Source organism: Pandoraea pnomenusa (assembly GCF_040391475.1).
Lineage (GTDB): Bacteria > Pseudomonadota > Gammaproteobacteria > Burkholderiales > Burkholderiaceae > Pandoraea > Pandoraea pnomenusa_C.
Genome location: NZ_JBEBXS010000006.1, coordinates 245,697 through 262,827, shown reverse-complemented (window position 1 = coordinate 262,827; position 17,131 = coordinate 245,697). Strand labels below are relative to the sequence as shown.

The following is a 17,131-nucleotide window of genomic DNA, read 5'->3' as shown; positions in this document are numbered from 1 at the left end:
AAAACGCCGGGCACTCCCCGGCGTTTTGCATTGGTGGGGAGAAAAGAGGGACTGGAGAGGCGTGGGGCGACGAGGCGGCCGCGCCGCAGCAGATGCGGAGCACGTGCGGGGCGGGTGCGTCGTCGCGATGGCGCGGGAGGCGGGCGGTGTCGACGGGACTGGGGCGAGGCGGGAGGAAGCGGGAAGCGGACGGTGTCGGTGGAGGGACTGGGGGCGTGGAGGTGGGACGGATCGGGGCCCCTTTCTGAGGCGAGTTGGGTTTATGTCTGAGCAGCGGAAAGGGGCCCCGATCCGTCCAGGGGGGAGGTGTTAAGGGGGAGCAAACACAGCCCCTACACTTCGAAAACGCTGGCTCAAGATGCCGTCCTGACGGCCGTTTTCAGCGGGCGGTCGCAAACCCGGGGGTGCGATGCTGCTTCCGATACAGCCATGCGCTGACGGCCAGCGTTGCTGCTTCCGTGGCGAGTAGCGTGTACCAGATCGCGTCGCCGCCGAGGAACGCGTCGAGCAGCCAGAGAATGCCGAGCAGCAGAATCCAGCTACGCAGCATCGCGATGGCTGCCGACGGGCCTGGCGCCTCCACCGCCGTCAGGTAGCCCGCGACGATCAGATTGCCTGCTGCCGGCAGAAACGCCAGCGCGTACCAGATCACGGCGTGTTCCAGAATCGACCAGGCGGCGCCACCGGCGGGCAGGAAGAGGAACGTGAGCGGGCGAGCCAGCGTTGCCATTGCCACGGCGACCAGCAGCGAGAATCCCATCACCGCGATCACGCCCAGGCGAAACGACTCGTGAAGTGCCTTCGCATTCTGCGCGCCGCGATAAAAGCTGATCATCGGCTGCATGCTTTGGACCAGTGCAACCATCGTGACCGTCGCGCCGAGCGTCATGTATTCGAGGATTGCGTAGGCGGCGAGACCGGGCTCGCCAAAATTCGTCAGGATCACGCGGTTGAAGACGAACACCGTCACTGCAGGGGCGATGGCGCCAAGGAACTCAGAAGCGCCGTTGTACATTGCGCGCCAAACGTGCGTCTCGCCATTGCCAAAGGCGCGACGGGCCGGCACGACTTGCTTCGCCAGGAAAAGGTGATACGCGAACATGACGCTGCTGGACACCATCATCGACAGGCCGGTGGCCAGCGCTGCACCGTGCATGCCCATCTCGCGAACGACGATGAACCAGTAATCGAGCGCCACGTTGGCGAGGGCGCCCATGAACATCGCGTACAAGCCGAAGCGGGCCGCGGGCGCGCCTTCTACGCGCAGGAACAACTCCATGGCGTAGAGGCCGTTGGCGAACAGCACGAACCAGCCCCAGCCCGAGAGATACGCGACGACGTCCGCCGTGATCGGTCCTTCGGCCCCTAGCGCGGCGGCGATCTCGTGCTTGAAGACGAGCACGCCCGCGCTCATCGCGATGCCCGCAACGAGCATCACCCAGAGCACCTGCGAAAACGCCCGCCGGGCTTCCGCCTGACGTTGTTCACCCAGCAGACGCGCGATCAGCGTTGCGCCCCCGACGCCGACCATCACACTGATCGCGTAGGGTACGTACAGCAGCGGTACGACAAGGTTCAGCGCGGCAAGCGCCTGCTGACCCACATAGCGGCCGATAAAGATGCCGTCGATCAACGTGTAGATCGTGTAGACCCAGCCGGAGAGGATCGTCGGGACGGCGAGCGCGGTAAATTCCTTGAGCAGTGACGCCTGTGCGCCCTGCGAATGGTTGCAATGATTGGTAGACGAGGAAAGAGACATGGTCCCCCCGATGACTTCGCGCCGCGTCGTGTCGGGACGCGGCTCACCGTGGCTTGCACATCAAAGGCTTCAGAACTTCAGAGACTTCGGGATGGAGAGGGTAGTCGCGCACGCGCAAGCGATGGCGTGAGCGCTCCGCCCCGATAACCGTACGCCGGAGACGGCGATCGTTAGCGGGGCAGACGGGCGGACGGGGGGAACATTGCCTGATGCAGATGCACCCAGACAACGCCCTGTCGCGAATCGGAAAAGAGAAGGAAATTCATGATGTTTTAGGCTGCGCAGCCCGGGCAAACCGGGCCGGCAAGTAAGACAGACCCAGCCACCCGCGCCGAAGTTCCCCATCCGGTGGCGCCTCGCGGTTGACATCATGGGAATCGGCGTCGACAAAAAAGGGGCGCCGAAGCGCCCCAACATGGGTCCAGCAAGAAGACAGTCGCATCCGTTATTGTTGTGCGCCGCCGTTGAACCACGCGGCGATCTTCTGACGCTCCTCGTCCGTCATCTGGGTCACATTCCCCAGCGGCATCGACTTCAGCGCCACGGACTGCTGATAGATGCGTTGCGCGTTCTGCGAAATCTCGGCCGGCGTATCCAGCATCACGCCCGCCGGAGCGCTGCCCATCATCGTCGGCTTGGCCGAGTGGCACGTGGCGCAACGCTGCGTGAGGATCGGCTGAATCTCCGAGAGCTTCACTGCGGGCGCTGCGGCTTCACCATGTGCGCCTGCGGCCGGTGCCGGGGCAGGGCGCGGTGCGGCGAAAACGGCGACACCTGCGAGCAGCGCGGCACCGGCGACCGGCAGCGCGTACAGATTCTTGCCCGCGTGACGCAGCACGAAGAACTGGCGAATCATCGCACCCGCCGCCATGATGATCGTCAGGATCACCCAGTTGTACGGATTGCTGTACGTGAACGCGTAGTGGTTGCTGATCATGATGAACACGACCGGCAGCGTGAAATACGTGTTGTGCACCGAACGTTGCTTGCCCAGCTTGCCCCAGATCGGATTCGGCACTTCACCCTTCGTCAGGGCGTCCACACTCTTGCGCTGCCCCGGAATGATCCAGAAGAACACGTTCGCCGACATCGACGTGGCCATCATCGCGCCCACGATCAGATACGCGGCACGACCGGCGAAAATGTGCGTCGTCGCATACGTCGCGGCCACCACGAACAGCGCGACGGCGATACCCAGCACGCGCTCGTTCTTGCCGAGCAGGCGGCACAGGAAGTCATAGACGAACCAGCCACCGATCAGGAATGCCAGCGCAATGCCCACCGCCTGACCCGGTTGCAGATCCATCACGTTCCTGTCGATCAGGTACGTCTGCGGTTGCAGCAGATACAGCACGCAGAACAACGCGAAGCCCGAGAGCCACGTCGTGTACGACTTCCACTTCGACCAGTGCAGATCTTCCGGCATCTGCGGGGGCGAATTCAGATACTTCTGGGCGTGATAGAAACCGCCGCCGTGCACCGACCACATCTCGCCGAACACACCCTTTTGCTTGTCCTCGGCGGCCTTCGGCGGCTTCAGGCCGTTGTCCAGCATCACGAAATAGAACGACTCGCCAATCCATGCGATGGCCGCCACCACATGCAACCAGCGCAGCAACAGATTGACCCAGTCGGTAATAAACGCTTCCATCTTATGTTCTCCTCAACTGCCTGACATTCACGTTCGCGCTTATTGATCAGCTACCGCGATACGTGGAAAAGCTCCACGGCGACACCAGAAGGGGCACGTGGTAATGCTGGGAAGGCTCGGCGATGCCAAAGCGCAGCACCACACGATCCACAAAGCGCGGTGCGGGCACTTCAACCCCCTGCGCGGCGAAGTAATCGCCCGCATGGAACACCAGCTCATATTCGCCCGCGACAAATTCGTCGCCCTCGAGCAGCGGCTTGTCGCAACGGCCGTCGCTATTCGTTTGCACGTCGCGCAACGAGCGTCGCTCGCCGTCCACGCGCCACAGCTCCACACGAATGCCCGAACCAGGCTTGCCGTGCGATGTATCAAGTACGTGGGTAGTCAGTCGTCCCATGGTGTCTCCTGTGATGGATGGGTGCATTGTAGGGAGTTGGCGGCCGGGCAACGCGCCCAATACCAAAGATAAAAACGCGCACATACCATGTCACGCCAGATAAAAAGATGACGCGCATCAATATGGCATTGCCATGTCTCGAGCGTAGACCGCCCACGCAAAACCGGGGCATTTTCGGACCACTATCGGATTGCGTTATCCGGTCTATAACTAGATACGTATGAAGCGTTATCGCGAGGAGAGACGAATCGGCCGGAAAGCCCAATGGTTACGTGGATGCTCGGGGAAAACCCGAGAGCCAAGATAAGCATTCATGCATACGTTCCATGAAAAAAACACTATAGCCGCCGGTGGTCTTGCCGCAAAAGGCGTCGACCTGCACCATTGAGTCACCCAAAAAAAGATCAATCATTCAGCCCCCTGGGACGGAGACGCAATGAGTGTGACAACCCAAACCGTGGATCCGGTCGACGAGCGACTGCCGATCGGAAAATTGTTCATGCTGGGCCTGCAACACGTGCTGGTCATGTATGCGGGGGCGGTAGCCGTGCCGCTCATCATCGGCGGTGCCCTTGGACTGCCCAAGGATCAGATTGCCTTCCTCATTTCCGCCGACCTCATGTGCTGCGGCATCGCCACGCTGCTGCAAAGCGTGGGCGCCGGACGCTTCGGCATCCGCATGCCCGTCATCATGGCCGTGACCTTCGCGGCTGTCGGGCCCATGCTCGCCATCGGCACCAACCCGGCGCTCGGGTTGCCCGGCATCTTCGGTGCGACCATCGCCGCCGGGATCATCGGTACGCTGATCGCGCCGGTGATAGGCAAGCTGCTGCGCTTCTTCCCGCCGATCGTGACCGGTATCGTCATCACGTCGATCGGGCTGACCATCATCGGCGTGGGCATCAACTGGGCCGCCGGTGGCGTGGGTAACCCCGACTACGGCGACCCTGTCTATCTCGGTGTGTCGTTTGCCGTGCTCGTGTTCATTCTGCTCATCACGCGCTTCGTCAAAGGCTTCTTCTCGAACATCGCGGTGCTGCTCGGCATTCTGTTCGGCTTCGGTATCGCGCTGCTGCTGCACAAAGTGAACTTCGACGGGCTCGATCAGGTGAAGTGGTTCGACGTGGTGCTGCCGTTCCACTTCGGCATGCCCGTATTCGATCCGTGGGCCATCGTCACGCTCACCATCGTCATGCTCATCACGTTCATCGAGTCGACGGGCATGTTCCTCGCCCTCGGTGAGATCGTCGGCAAGCCTGTCGACGAGAAAGCCCTCGTGGCCGGTCTGCGTGTGGACGGTCTGGCCACCGTCATCGGCGGCGTGTTCAACACGTTCCCGCACACCTCGTTCTCGCAGAACATCGGTCTTGTCGGCGTGACCGGCGTGAAGAGTCGCTGGGTGTGCGCTGCTGCGGGCGTCATCCTGCTCGTATTCGGCCTGATTCCGAAGATGTCCGTGGTCGTCGCGTCCATTCCGCAATTCGTGCTGGGCGGCGCCGGTGTCGTCATGTTCGGCATGGTGCTCGCGACGGGCATCAAGATCCTTGCCAAAGTCGACTACACCAAGAATCGCTACAACCTGTATATCGTGGCCATCAGCGTCGGCATGGCGATGATTCCGGTGGCGTCGAACAAGTTCTTCTCCAAGATGCCCGAACAACTCGCGCCGTTGCTGCACAGCGGGATTCTGCTCGCCACGCTCTCCGCCGTGATCCTCAACGCCTACTTCAATGGTTTCAAGGCGCCGGCGGCCAATGGCAACGGCCACGGTGAGAAGAACGGCACCGGCATGGGGCTGGAGGCGCACTGATGAAAACACTGCTCGTCAAGAATGCCGAAGTCCTCGTGACGATGGACGCAGGCCGCCGCGAAATTGCCCGTGGCGGGCTGTATGTCGAGGACAACCGGATCGTGGCCGTCGGCACCAGCGATACGCTGCCGGCCACCGCTGACGAAGTGCTCGATCTGACCGGGCATGTCGTGATTCCCGGTCTGGTCAACACCCATCACCACATGTATCAAAGCCTCACGCGCGCCATTCCGGCCGCGCAGGACGGCGAGCTGTTCAACTGGCTGACGAATCTCTACCCGGTGTGGGCCAATCTCACGCCCGAGATGATCCGCGTCTCCACGCAGACCGCGATGGCGGAACTGCTGCTCTCGGGCTGCACCACGTCGAGCGATCACCTCTATATCTATCCGAACGGCTGCAAACTCGATCACAGCATCGAGGCGGCGGCCGAGATCGGCATGCGCTTTCATGCCAGCCGCGGCAGCATGAGCGTGGGGCAGAGTCAGGGTGGGCTGCCGCCGGATCGCGTCGTCGAGCGTGAAGACGACATTCTCAAAGACACCCAGCGGCTCATCGAGACGTACCACGACCAGGGCCGCTACGCGATGTTGCGCGTGGTCGTGGCACCGTGTTCGCCGTTCTCCGTGAGCCGCGATCTCATGCGCGAGTCTGCCAATCTGGCGCGCCACCACGGCGTGTCGCTGCATACGCACCTCGCCGAGAACGTCAACGACATCGCCTACAGCCGCGAGAAATTCGGCATGACACCCGCCGAGTACGCACAGGATCTCGGCTGGGTCGGGCACGACGTCTGGCACGCGCACTGCGTGCAACTCGACGACGCTGGCATCGCACTGTTCGCCAAGACCGGCACCGGCGTGGCGCATTGCCCGTGCTCCAACATGCGGCTCGCGTCCGGCATTGCCCCGATTCGTCGCATGCGCGACGCGGGCGTGCCTGTCGGACTCGGCGTGGACGGCTCGGCGTCCAACGACGCGGCCAACATGATCAACGAAACGCGTCAGGCGCTCCTGCTTCAGCGCGTGGGCTTCGGCCCGAGCGCAATGACGGCACGCGAGGCGCTCGAGATCGCCACCGTGGGCGGCGCACGCGTGCTTGGCCGCGACGACATCGGCGTGCTTGCGCCGAACATGGCGGCCGACTTCGTGGCGTTCGACACGCGCGGTATCGGCATGGCCGGTGGCCTGCACGATCCCGTGGCGGCGCTCGTCTTCTGTAATCCTGGAAAAGCTGCGTACAGCGTAGTGAACGGGCGGGTGGTGGTCAGGGAAGGGCGTCTGGCGACGCTCGACCTGTCGTCGCTCGTCACGCGCCACAACGCGCTGGCGCGGCAACTGGCCGAGGCCTCCCGATAGCGCGTTGCCACACCGGCTCCATATTCATGGTGTGGGGTCGCGTGTGACACCGAGCAAGCGGGAAGTCGGGGCGAGGTTCCCGTGCATGGGGAACGTCGCCGTGCGGTTCGGCGGAGCGGTGGGGGCCGCTCCGCCGGTAAAATCGGCGAGGCAATGGGATCAGGAAGGCGAACGCGCTTCCAGCAAGGTCCGCGTGGCATCCGAAATGACACTTCGCAGCCAACGCACTTCATCCGAGTAGTGCGTGCGCTCATGCCATAACTGGTAGTACTGCATCGGCGGGAAGTCGATGGGGGTCTCCAGAACCGTCAACGGCAGGAACTCCGCGTAGTGATCGGCGAACAGGCGCGTCGTCGTGAAGATCAGGTCGGATTTCAAGAGCACGTAGGGCGCCAGATTGAAGTACGGGATCGTGACGACCACATTGCGCTTCAGACGCTCGCGCGCCAGGTGCATGTCGATTGCGCCGCGTTGCGCCACGGAGTAGGGCGTGGGCGCGAGGTGCGGGCTTGCAAGGTACTGGTCGAGCGTGAGGCCGCGCTTGGCGTAGGGGTGTGTGTTGCGCACCAGGCAGACGATCTGGTCCACGAACAGGTTCGAGAGGTGGAGCTGTTCCGGCGGTTCCGGCCAGTTGCCGATCACGATATCGACCTTGCCGTCTTCGAGTGCGTGCTCGTAATCGAACGCAGGGCCGAGCGAGTGCAGTTCGAGTTGCGCGTTCGGGGCCTGTTGGCGAAAACGCTCGACAACCGTGGGCACGAACAGCGTATTCAGATAGTCGGGCGACCCGATGCGGAACGTGCGCACCGTCGTGGCCGGATCGAAATTCGATTGCTGCACGGTGATGCGCTCGATCTCACGCAGGGCATTCTGCGTCGGTTCGAGCAGCGACTGACCGTATTCCGTGGGCACCATGCCCGACTTCCCGCGCACCAGCAGCGGATCGCCGGTGATGTCGCGCAATCGACGCAGCGCTGCGCTGATGGCCGGTTGCGACTGGTTCAGCTTGACGGCCGCCCGCGTCACGCTTCGCTCGATCAACAGGGTGTGAAGGACGCGCAGCAAGTAAGTGTCAATCGGTTCGCGGTTTTGGCTCATGAGAAATATAACGATCCGAATATGTTGGACCCTGGATTGCATAAGTAAATCATTATGAAGCACAAGGTCCGGGGTCTCTATAGCGGAAACCCCTATCACCAAAATAGTCGTTTGTCGCCCGCAAATCGCCAGAAGTTACCGTCTTATTGACATACGCTCGACATTTCGACGCAATTTGGGTATTTTCGTCCCGCCCCAACCGCGGCCCGATTCTGCCTCGATGCCGCTTTTTATCGCCCAACTCCGCCAGTGACCTCTCCTATGCAACCCACGCCGCGTCTGGCGCTGACCGGCATTACCAAACGCTATCCGAGCGTGGTGGCCAACGACGACATCGCGTTGCGCGTGTTACCCGGCGAGATCCACGCCGTACTGGGGGAGAACGGTGCAGGCAAGAGCACGTTGATGAAGATCATCTACGGCGCGGTTCGGCCTGACGCCGGAGAGATCCGGTGGGAAGGGCAGCCGGTTCGCATCGACAGCCCGGCCGCCGCGCGCAAGCTCGGCATCGGCATGGTGTTCCAGCATTTCTCACTCTTCGAGACGCTGACCGTCGCCGAGAACATTTCCCTCGCGCTCGACGACGCTGGGCACGATCTGAAGGCGCTTGCCGCCCGCATCCGCGACGTTTCCGCACAATACGGCCTCGAAGTCGACCCGCTGCGTCACGTCCACAGCCTGTCTGTGGGCGAGCGTCAACGCGTGGAGATCGTGCGCTGCCTGCTGCAGAATCCGCGCCTGCTCATCATGGACGAGCCCACATCGGTGCTGACGCCGCAAGCCGTCCAGAAGCTGTTCGGCACGCTGCGCCGCCTGGCGGCCGAAGGGTGCAGCATCGTCTACATCAGTCACAAGCTCGACGAAATCCGCGATCTGTGCGACCACGCGACCGTGCTGCGTGGCGGACGCGTGTCCGGTCACGCCGTACCCCGTGAAGAAACCGCCGAGACGCTCGCGCAGATGATGATCGGGCGCGCGCTGCCGCAGATCGAGCGTCGTGCGCATCAGCCGGGCGAGGCGCTGTTGTCGTTGCGCCAGCTGACGATGGCCAGCGACGATCCGTTCGGCACGTCGCTCAAGGAGGTCGATCTCGACGTGCATGCGGGCGAGATCGTGGGGATTGCCGGGGTGTCCGGCAACGGTCAGGCCGAACTGCTGGCCGCGTTGTCCGGCGAGGCCCGGGCGCCGCAGGCCGAAGCGATCCACCTGAACGGCCGCGCGGTCGGTCGCATGGGCGCCGCCACGCGGCGGCGTCTGGGACTGGCTTTCGTGCCGGAAGAACGCCTCGGGCGCGGCGCGGTGCCCAGCATGTCATTGACCGACAACGCGCTGCTGGGGGCCTCCGGCACGGCGCATCTCGGATTACTGCGCGGCGGATGGATCCGTCGCGGGGCGCTGCGTCACTTTGCGTCGCAGTGCATCGAGCGCTTCAACGTAAAGGCGGGCGGGCCCGATGCGGCCGCGCAAAGCCTGTCGGGCGGCAATCTTCAGAAGTTCATCGTCGGACGCGAAATCCTGCAGGAGCCGAAAGTCCTCGTCGTCGCGCAACCCACCTGGGGGGTCGACGTGGGGGCGGCGAGCTTCATCCGCCAGCAGTTGCTCGACTTGTCGTCGCGCGGTGTGGCCGTGCTGGTGCTGTCGGAGGAGCTCGACGAACTGTTCGAAATTTGCGACCGGATCACCGTGCTCGCGCAGGGGCGTCTGTCGCCGGTGCGCAAGCCCGAGCAGACCGACGCGCGCGAGATCGGCCTGTGGATGGCGGGAATGTTTCCCGGCGGTCCCGGCGAGCGCGCAGCGTGATCCCGGGGGCGCCGATCCGTTATGAGGGTATCGGCAAGAAGGCTCCGATTTGTCATGCCGGTGCGCCGTTGGCACCGCCGCGCACACCGTAACGTTTTCATCGATTTTCAGACACCATGTTCGATTTGATGCTTGAGCCACGGCCAAGTCCCTCCCGCACCATGCGGCTCGCCATGCCGCTCGTGGCCACGCTCATCACGCTGGCCGGCGGCGTGCTCATTTTCAGCTTCCTCGGCAAGAATCCGGCGCAGGCCATGGCGGCGTTCTTCCTCGCGCCGGTCAGCAGCCTGAACGGCTGGTCCGAGCTGCTGCTCAAGGCCTCGCCGCTGTGCCTGATCGCGCTGGGGCTGGCGATCGGCTACCGGGCGAACGTGTGGAACATCGGTGCGGAAGGGCAGTTGCTGCTCGGCGGCATTTTCGCCTCGGGGGTGGCCATCCATTTCGACGGTCACGGCGGCCCCTGGCTGCTGCCGCTGATGATGGCGGCGGGCGCCGTGGGCGGCATGTTGTGGGCGGCAATCCCGGCACTGTTGCGCGTGCGGTTCAACGCCAACGAGATTCTCGTGAGCCTGATGCTCACGTACGTTGCCACGCAGTTGCTGATCTATCTCGTGAGTGGTCCGTGGCAGGACCCGCACGGCATGAATTTCCCGCAGTCGATCAATTTCGGCCGCGACGCGCTGTTCCCGCGCTTTTTCGGCGACTGGCACTGGGCACCGTGGCGCGGCACGCGCCTGAACGCGTCGGTTTTCATGGCCGTGGTGGCCGTGCCTGCCGCGTGGTTCTTCATGCGCAAGAGCTTTGCGGGCTATCGGATGGAAGTGGGCGGGCTTGCCCCGCTGGCCGCGCGCTACGCCGGCTATTCCGAGCCTCGCGCCGTGTGGCTGGCGTTGCTCATCGGCGGCGCGGCGGCCGGTCTGGCGGGCACTGGCGAGGTGGCCGGCCCGGTCGGGCAGTTGCAGGCAACCTGGGCGCCGGGCTATGGCTTCACGGCCATCATCGTGGCCTTCGTCGGCCGACTGCATCCCGTCGGCATTGTGCTGGCGAGCCTGCTCATGGCGTTGCTGTACCTCGGCGGCGAAGCGGTGCAGACGTCGTTGCAGTTGCCCAAGGCGATCAGCGGCGTTTTCCAGGGCCTGTTGCTGTTCAGCCTGCTGGGCTGCGACGTTTTCGTGAATTACCGTCTTCGCCGTCGCGCCCGCGCGCAGGCGAGCGAAGCCTGAGGAGCGCCGCATGGACTGGATCAATCTGCTGACGCCGCTGGCGGCGAGCGCCGTGATCGCGGCGATACCGCTGATGCTCGCAGCACTCGGTGAACTCGTGACCGAGAAGTCGGGTGTGCTGAATCTTGGTGTCGAGGGCACCATGCTCATGGGCGCCATCGGCGCCTTTGCCGCCACCGTGCAAACGGGCAGCCTCTGGCTGGGCGTACTCGCCGGTGTGGCGGCGGGCGTGGCAATGTCGGCCATCTTTGCCTGGCTCACGCTGTCGCTGATGGCCAACCAGGTCGCGACCGGGCTGGCGCTGACCATTTTCGGCATCGGCCTGTCGGCCTACGTGGGGCGTCCGTACACTGACGCGACGATTCCGATGCTGCGCGATCTGCCGATCCCGGGACTGTCGTCGATTCCGGTGCTGGGGCCGTCGATTTTCTCGCTCAACCCGCTGGGTTATCTGTCGATCGTGCTGCTGGTGGCGATTGCCGTGTTCCTGTACCGGACGCGAGCCGGACTGGTGCTGCGCTCGATTGGCGAAGCGCCTGCCGTGGCGCATGCGATCGGGTATCCGGTGGTACGCATTCGCTATCTCGCGACGCTGTTCGGCGGCGCGATGTCCGGGCTGGCAGGCGCGTACTACTCGGTCGGTTATCTGCGGCTGTGGCAGGAGAACCTGACGGCAGGGCGCGGCTGGATTGCACTGGCGCTGGTCGTTTTCGCCACGTGGCGCCCCGGGCGCACGATGCTCGGCGCGCTGCTCTTCGGCGTGGTCATGGCGCTGCAATTCCAGGCGCAGGCGATGGGGATCCGGATTCCGTCGCAGGCGCTGGCCAGCCTGCCGTACCTGGCGACCATCGTGGTGCTGGTCATCATCTCGCGCAATCGCCAGACCATTCGCCTGAACGCGCCCGCTTCGCTGGGCAAGCCGTTCTTCGCGGGGGCCTGAGGCGCCGATGCGCAGGGCTTGCGCCGCAAGCCCCGACGTTGCGAAGCCTGATGGGCCCAAGAAATGAATCAACCTGAAACAATCGATGACGAGGAGAGAATCGATGCGACGTAAAGTCCTGATCACGATGGCCAGCCTGGCAGCCGCCATGCTGGTCTCCGCCTGCGGCAAGCAGGAAAACAACACCGCAAACGCCCCCGCGGCCGCTTCCGACGCACAGGCGTCGGCCGCACCGGCGGGCAAGGGCCCGATGGGCGTGGCGTTCGTCTACATCGGCAACCCGGGCGACGCCGGCTGGACGTTCGCTCACGAGCAGGGCGCGAAGGCCGTCGAGGCGAAGTTCGGCGACAAGGTCACCGTGACCCGCGTTGAAAACGTGCCGGAAGGCGCCGATTCCGAGCGTGTGTTCCGCGATCTCGCGAGCAAGGGCAACAAGCTGATCTTCGGCACGTCGTTCGGCTACATGGACTCGATGGTCAAGACGGCCGCCGATTTCCCGGACGTCACGTTCGAGCACGCCACGGGCTTCAAGACGGCGCCGAACCTCGGGACGTACGACGTGCGGACCTATGAAGGTGCGCACCTCGCGGGCGTGGTCGGCGGGCATGTGACGAAGTCGAACGTGATCGGCTACGTGGCTTCGGTACCGATTCCCGAAGTGATCCGCAACATCGACGCTTTCACCATCGCCGCGCGCGAAGTGAACCCGAAGGTCAAGGTGAAGGTTGTCTGGATCAACAGCTGGTTCGATCCGGGCAAGGAGCGCCAGGCCGCCGAATCGCTCGTGGGTCAGGGCGCCGACGTGCTCATGCAGAACGTCGACTCGGCGGTGGTGATGCAGGTGGCCGAAGAGAAGAAGATTCATGCCTTCGGGTGGGATTCGGATATGAGCAAGTTCGGTCCGAACGCCCACCTCGCGTCGGCCGCCATCGACTGGAGCAAGTACTACATCCGTACGGTCGACGAGGTCATGCAGGGCTCGTGGAAGAACACGCCGGTCTGGGGTGGCATCAAGGAAGACGAGATCAACCTCGTGGCGATCAACGACAAGGCCGTCTCCGAAGCGGCACGCAAGGCCGTCACGGCCCGCCACGACGCCATTCGCGACGGCAAGTACGATCCGTTCACCGGCCCGATCAAGGGCCAGGACGGCAAGGAAATCGTGCCGGCAGGCAAGACGCTGAACGACGACGAGAAGCACCAGATCAACTGGTTCGTCGAGGGCGTCGAGGGCTCGCTGCCGAAGCAGTAAGGCCTGCGTGCCGTCCTGCGGCGGCGCTGGGTTGCACAAAAACCGCCGGTGTTTGCCGGCGGTTTTTTTATGCGTGGACGGCCGGGACAGCGGGTTGGGCGTGGGGTTGAGAGGGGGCGTGACAGGCACTGGCGTCGTGCCGGGGGCGCGTGACACGCATCGGTGCTAAAATGTCGGGTTTCGTGGCGCAATTTTGTGCCACCGCACCTCATCTCCCGGATACCGCCTGTGCTGTCTACCGCCAATATCACGATGCAATTCGGCGCCAAGCCGCTCTTCGAGAACATCTCCGTCAAGTTCGGCGGGGGCAACCGCTATGGCCTGATCGGCGCCAACGGTTGCGGCAAGTCGACGTTCATGAAGATTCTCGGCGGCGATCTGGAGCCGAGCAGCGGCAACGTCATGCTTGAACCCAACGTGCGTCTGGGTAAGCTCAAGCAGGACCAGTTCGCCTACGAAGACATGCGCGTGCTCGATGTCGTGATGATGGGCCACACCGAAATGTGGGCCGCCATGAGCGAGCGCGACGCGATTTACGCGAATCCGGAAGCGACGGACGACGACTACATGCACGCCGCCGAGCTGGAGGCGAAGTTTGCCGAGTACGACGGGTACACGGCCGAAGCGCGCGCCGGCGAACTGCTGCTGGGCGTGGGTATTCCGACGGATCAGCATCAGGGCCCGATGAGCAACGTCGCGCCGGGCTGGAAGCTGCGTGTGTTGCTGGCACAGGCGCTGTTCTCGAACCCGGACGTGCTGCTCCTCGACGAGCCGACCAACAACCTGGACATCAACACGATCCGCTGGCTGGAAGACGTGCTCAACGAGCGCAACTCCACCATGATCATCATTTCGCACGATCGCCACTTCCTGAACGCCGTGTGCACGCACATGGCCGATATGGACTACGGCACGCTGACCATTTACCCGGGCAACTACGACGACTACATGCTGGCGTCGGCGCAGGCTCGCGAACGTCAGATGGCCGCGAACACGAAGGCAAAGGAACGTATCTCCGACCTGCAGGACTTCGTGCGCCGCTTCTCGGCGAACAAGTCGAAGGCACGTCAGGCAACGAGCCGTCTGAAGCAGATCGACAAGATCAAGGTGGAAGACGTGAAGCCGTCGTCGCGCCAGAACCCGTTCATTCGTTTCGAATTCGAGAAGAAGCTGCATAACCTCGCCTTCGAATACGACGGGATCTCGAAGTCGTACGATCGTCAGATCTTCAAGAACTTCTCCGGCGCGGTGCGTGCCGGCGAACGTGTGGCGATCATCGGCGAGAACGGCGCGGGCAAGACCACGCTGCTGCGCAGTCTGATGGCCGAGCTGCCGATCGATTCGGGTAACGTCAAGTGGGCGGAGAACGCGAACATCGGCTATATGCCGCAGGATACGTCCGAGGCGTTCCCGCAAGATGTCACACTCACCGACTGGATGACGCAGTGGGGCAAGGAAGGCGACGACGACCAGGTGATCCGTGGTTCGCTCGGACGTCTGCTCTTCGGTGGCGACGACGTGCGCAAGTCGGTGCGCGTGCTCTCCGGTGGCGAGAAGGGTCGCATGATCTGGGGCAAGCTGATGCTGGGCCGCCACAACGTGCTGATGATGGACGAGCCGACCAACCACATGGACATGGAGTCGATCGAATCGCTGCAGATCGCGCTCGACAAGTATCCGGGTACGCTGGTCTTCGTGTCGCACGACCGTGAATTCGTGTCGGGCCTGGCCACGCGCGTCATCGAAGTGAAGAGCGACGGTACGCTCGTCGACTATCAAGGCACGTACGACGAGTACCTGGCAAGCCAGGGCGTCGAAGTCTGACGACGAGGGGCGCGCCGGGTTAGCGCGTTTTGGGGTGGGGCGATGCCCTCGGCGCCGATGCGTTGGCGTGAGGCGTCAAGCACCCCAAGATGCGCAGCGGAGCTTTTCGAGAATATGGGCAGGGCGCTTGCATGGCAGGCGCCCTGTTTGCGTTTACGGGGCGGTTTGGGGCGGTTTGGGCCAGTTTGGGCCGGTTTGGGCTGGCTTAGGCTGGCTTGGGGCGTGGCGAGTGCCTGGTCTCGGGCGCATTCCGAACCGACATGGGAATGTCGGCGTCTGCGTATCGGCGCAGCCCGATTTTGCTCACGGACGACGAAGGTCAACAGGGAGCGGACTACAATGAGCGCTCGTTGAGAACCTCCTGGCAGGAGACATTGCATGATCGCGTACGACAAGTTTTTCATCGACGGACAATGGGTGGCGCCGATCGGGCGCGGCGCGCTGGACGTCTTCCATTCGGCTGATGGCAAGCTCATGGGTCGCATTCCCGAAGGTGATGCGGCGGACACGGAAGCGGCCATTGCAGCGGCACGCAAAGCGCGTGACGCATGGGCGGCGACTTCGCCAGCCGAGCGCGCCGGGTATCTGCGCAAGATTGCATCGGGGCTGAAGGCACGCACCGATGAACTGGCCCGGATCATGACCGGCGAGACCGGTATGCCGATCAAGCTGGTGCGTGCCATTCAGGTCGGTGGCCCTATCTACCACTGGAACAAGTACGCCGAACTGGTCGAGGGCTTTGCGTTCGAGGCGCGCGTGGGGAATTCGCTGGTCGTGCGTGAACCCGTCGGGGTTGTCGGTGCGATCACGCCGTGGAACTACCCGCTCAATCAGATCACGTTGAAGGTGGCACCGGCGTTGGCTGCCGGATGTACGGTCGTCCTCAAACCGTCGGAAGTCGCGCCGTTCAACGCCTTTGTGCTGGCGGAAGTGATCGCGGAGTCGGGACTCCCGGCGGGCGTGTTCAATCTGGTGACCGGCCTCGGCCCGGTCGTCGGTGAGGTACTGGCGCGCCATCCGGAGGTCGATATGGTGTCGTTCACCGGATCGACGCGCGCGGGCAAGCGGGTGTCGGAGGTGGCCTCGCAAACGGTCAAGCGTGTTGCACTGGAGCTGGGCGGGAAATCGGCATCGGTGGTGCTCGACGACGCGGACCTGGCGGCAGCCGTCAAAGGCACGTTGAACGCTTGCTATCTGAATTCAGGACAGACCTGTTCGGCACATACGCGCATGCTGGTCCCTGCGTCGCGCTACGACGAGGTCAAGGCGCTTGCCAAGGAGGCTGTGGCGCGCTTTACGTTGGGCGATCCGCGGGAAGAAACGACCCGCCTCGGGCCGTTGGCGTCGGCGGCGCAGCGCGAGCGCGTGCAAACATACATCCGCAAGGGATTGGCGGAAGGCGCCGAGCTGATCGCAGGCGGAGACACCGTACCTGCCGGGTTTGAAGCGGGGTTCTTTGTGCAGCCGACCGTACTCGGGCGTGTCACGCCGGATGCGACCGTGGCGCAAGAGGAGATCTTCGGCCCCGTGCTCTCGATCATCACATATCAGGACGAAGCCGACGCGGTTCGCATCGCGAACGACTCGATCTATGGATTGGGCGGTGGCGTGTGGTCGGGCGACGAGGCCCGGGCGGTCCGCGTGGCGCGTCAGATTCGCACGGGGCAGGTCGACATCAACGGCGGTGAGTTCAACGTGCAGGCGCCGTTTGGCGGCTTCAAGCAGTCAGGACACGGGCGCGAAAACGGTGTGTTTGGCTTCGAGGAGTTTCTCGAATACAAGTCGCTGCAGTTCAAGTCTGCGAAGACGTAGAACCACTGTCACAGAAGCGCATCGCGGTGCCGTCGCGCGTGATGCGCTCCCAAATGACCGCCTTCTCCTCGTCGGTGAAGAACACCCAGTTCGACACTTCTTCTGCGGTGCGGCCGCAACCCTTGCAGACGTCGTCGAATAACGTCGAGCAAACACCAATGCAAGGGCTGTCGGGGCGGTCGTGCAGTTCGGACATAAGGCGGGAAT

13 protein-coding genes are annotated in these 17,131 nt (G+C 63.5%); 8 read left to right on the top strand and 5 right to left on the bottom strand.

Features of this window, described 5'->3' with window-relative positions; translation table 11 throughout:
• Positions 1-379: 379 nt before the first annotated feature.
• From ABWO90_RS09385 to uraH, 3 genes are all read right to left on the bottom strand, one after another.
• Positions 380-1,759 carry an MATE family efflux transporter gene (locus ABWO90_RS09385; RefSeq protein ID WP_353190941.1) on the bottom strand — a complete coding sequence of 460 codons (1,380 nt, stop codon included), beginning with the start codon at positions 1,757-1,759 and terminating at the stop codon, positions 380-382.
• A gap of 445 nt (positions 1,760-2,204) precedes the next feature.
• Positions 2,205-3,410 carry a urate hydroxylase PuuD gene (locus ABWO90_RS09380; RefSeq protein ID WP_353190940.1) on the bottom strand — a complete coding sequence of 402 codons (1,206 nt, stop codon included), beginning with the start codon at positions 3,408-3,410 and terminating at the stop codon, positions 2,205-2,207.
• Between the two features lie 46 nt (positions 3,411-3,456).
• Positions 3,457-3,807: a hydroxyisourate hydrolase gene (gene uraH / locus ABWO90_RS09375; protein WP_353190939.1), complete on the bottom strand. Its 351-nt coding sequence runs from the start codon at positions 3,805-3,807 to the stop codon at positions 3,457-3,459.
• Between the two features lie 436 nt (positions 3,808-4,243).
• Between uraH and ABWO90_RS09370 the strand changes: the two genes are divergently transcribed.
• On the top strand, positions 4,244-5,617 hold the full coding sequence (locus ABWO90_RS09370) for a nucleobase:cation symporter-2 family protein (protein WP_353190938.1): 1,374 nt from the start codon (positions 4,244-4,246) through the stop codon (positions 5,615-5,617).
• Positions 5,617-6,975, top strand: a complete 1,359-nt coding sequence (locus ABWO90_RS09365) for an 8-oxoguanine deaminase (RefSeq protein ID WP_353190937.1) — start codon at positions 5,617-5,619, stop codon at positions 6,973-6,975. Before ABWO90_RS09370 ends, ABWO90_RS09365 begins: the two co-directional genes overlap by 1 nt.
• Positions 6,976-7,134: 159 nt before the next feature.
• Here ABWO90_RS09365 and ABWO90_RS09360 read toward each other — a convergent pair whose 3' ends face one another.
• Positions 7,135-8,073 (bottom strand): LysR substrate-binding domain-containing protein, encoded by a 939-nt coding sequence (locus tag ABWO90_RS09360; protein ID WP_353190936.1) that lies wholly within the window; start codon positions 8,071-8,073, stop codon positions 7,135-7,137.
• 261 nt (positions 8,074-8,334) lie between these two features.
• On the opposite strand from ABWO90_RS09360, the gene ABWO90_RS09355 reads away from it, so the two are divergent.
• From ABWO90_RS09355 to ABWO90_RS09330, 6 genes are all read left to right on the top strand, one after another.
• Complete coding sequence (locus ABWO90_RS09355) at positions 8,335-9,873, top strand: ABC transporter ATP-binding protein (RefSeq protein ID WP_353190935.1); 1,539 nt, start codon at positions 8,335-8,337, stop codon at positions 9,871-9,873.
• A gap of 116 nt (positions 9,874-9,989) precedes the next feature.
• Positions 9,990-11,096 (top strand): ABC transporter permease, encoded by a 1,107-nt coding sequence (locus tag ABWO90_RS09350; protein ID WP_353190934.1) that lies wholly within the window; start codon positions 9,990-9,992, stop codon positions 11,094-11,096.
• A gap of 10 nt (positions 11,097-11,106) precedes the next feature.
• Positions 11,107-12,036 carry an ABC transporter permease gene (locus tag ABWO90_RS09345; RefSeq protein WP_353190933.1) on the top strand — a complete coding sequence of 310 codons (930 nt, stop codon included), beginning with the start codon at positions 11,107-11,109 and terminating at the stop codon, positions 12,034-12,036.
• A 103-nt stretch (positions 12,037-12,139) separates the two neighbouring features.
• Entirely contained in the window at positions 12,140-13,288 is a 1,149-nt protein-coding gene (locus ABWO90_RS09340; RefSeq protein WP_502922579.1) for a BMP family ABC transporter substrate-binding protein, read from the top strand.
• A gap of 228 nt (positions 13,289-13,516) precedes the next feature.
• Complete coding sequence (locus tag ABWO90_RS09335; protein WP_353190932.1) at positions 13,517-15,112, top strand: ABC-F family ATPase; 1,596 nt, start codon at positions 13,517-13,519, stop codon at positions 15,110-15,112.
• A 378-nt stretch (positions 15,113-15,490) separates the two neighbouring features.
• Positions 15,491-16,924 (top strand): aldehyde dehydrogenase family protein, encoded by a 1,434-nt coding sequence (locus tag ABWO90_RS09330; RefSeq protein ID WP_353190931.1) that lies wholly within the window; start codon positions 15,491-15,493, stop codon positions 16,922-16,924.
• On the opposite strand, the gene ABWO90_RS09325 is transcribed toward ABWO90_RS09330, so the two are convergent.
• Entirely contained in the window at positions 16,905-17,120 is a 216-nt protein-coding gene (locus ABWO90_RS09325; RefSeq protein ID WP_353190930.1) for a DUF1289 domain-containing protein, read from the bottom strand. The genes ABWO90_RS09330 and ABWO90_RS09325 overlap by 20 nt on opposite strands.
• Between the last annotated feature and the right edge of the window lie 11 nt (positions 17,121-17,131).

Coding starts and splice junctions, on each gene's coding strand:
- ABWO90_RS09350 (WP_353190934.1), top strand. CDS start 9,990: ATGTTCGATTTGATGCTTGAGCCACGGCCAAGTCCCTCCCGCACCATG.
- ABWO90_RS09355 (WP_353190935.1), top strand. CDS start 8,335: ATGCAACCCACGCCGCGTCTGGCGCTGACCGGCATTACCAAACGCTAT.
- ABWO90_RS09345 (WP_353190933.1), top strand. CDS start 11,107: ATGGACTGGATCAATCTGCTGACGCCGCTGGCGGCGAGCGCCGTGATC.
- ABWO90_RS09330 (WP_353190931.1), top strand. CDS start 15,491: ATGATCGCGTACGACAAGTTTTTCATCGACGGACAATGGGTGGCGCCG.
- ABWO90_RS09360 (WP_353190936.1), bottom strand. CDS start 8,073: ATGAGCCAAAACCGCGAACCGATTGACACTTACTTGCTGCGCGTCCTT.
- ABWO90_RS09380 (WP_353190940.1), bottom strand. CDS start 3,410: ATGGAAGCGTTTATTACCGACTGGGTCAATCTGTTGCTGCGCTGGTTG.
- ABWO90_RS09370 (WP_353190938.1), top strand. CDS start 4,244: ATGAGTGTGACAACCCAAACCGTGGATCCGGTCGACGAGCGACTGCCG.
- ABWO90_RS09365 (WP_353190937.1), top strand. CDS start 5,617: ATGAAAACACTGCTCGTCAAGAATGCCGAAGTCCTCGTGACGATGGAC.
- ABWO90_RS09325 (WP_353190930.1), bottom strand. CDS start 17,120: ATGTCCGAACTGCACGACCGCCCCGACAGCCCTTGCATTGGTGTTTGC.
- uraH (WP_353190939.1), bottom strand. CDS start 3,807: ATGGGACGACTGACTACCCACGTACTTGATACATCGCACGGCAAGCCT.
- ABWO90_RS09385 (WP_353190941.1), bottom strand. CDS start 1,759: ATGTCTCTTTCCTCGTCTACCAATCATTGCAACCATTCGCAGGGCGCA.
- ABWO90_RS09340 (WP_502922579.1), top strand. CDS start 12,140: ATGCGACGTAAAGTCCTGATCACGATGGCCAGCCTGGCAGCCGCCATG.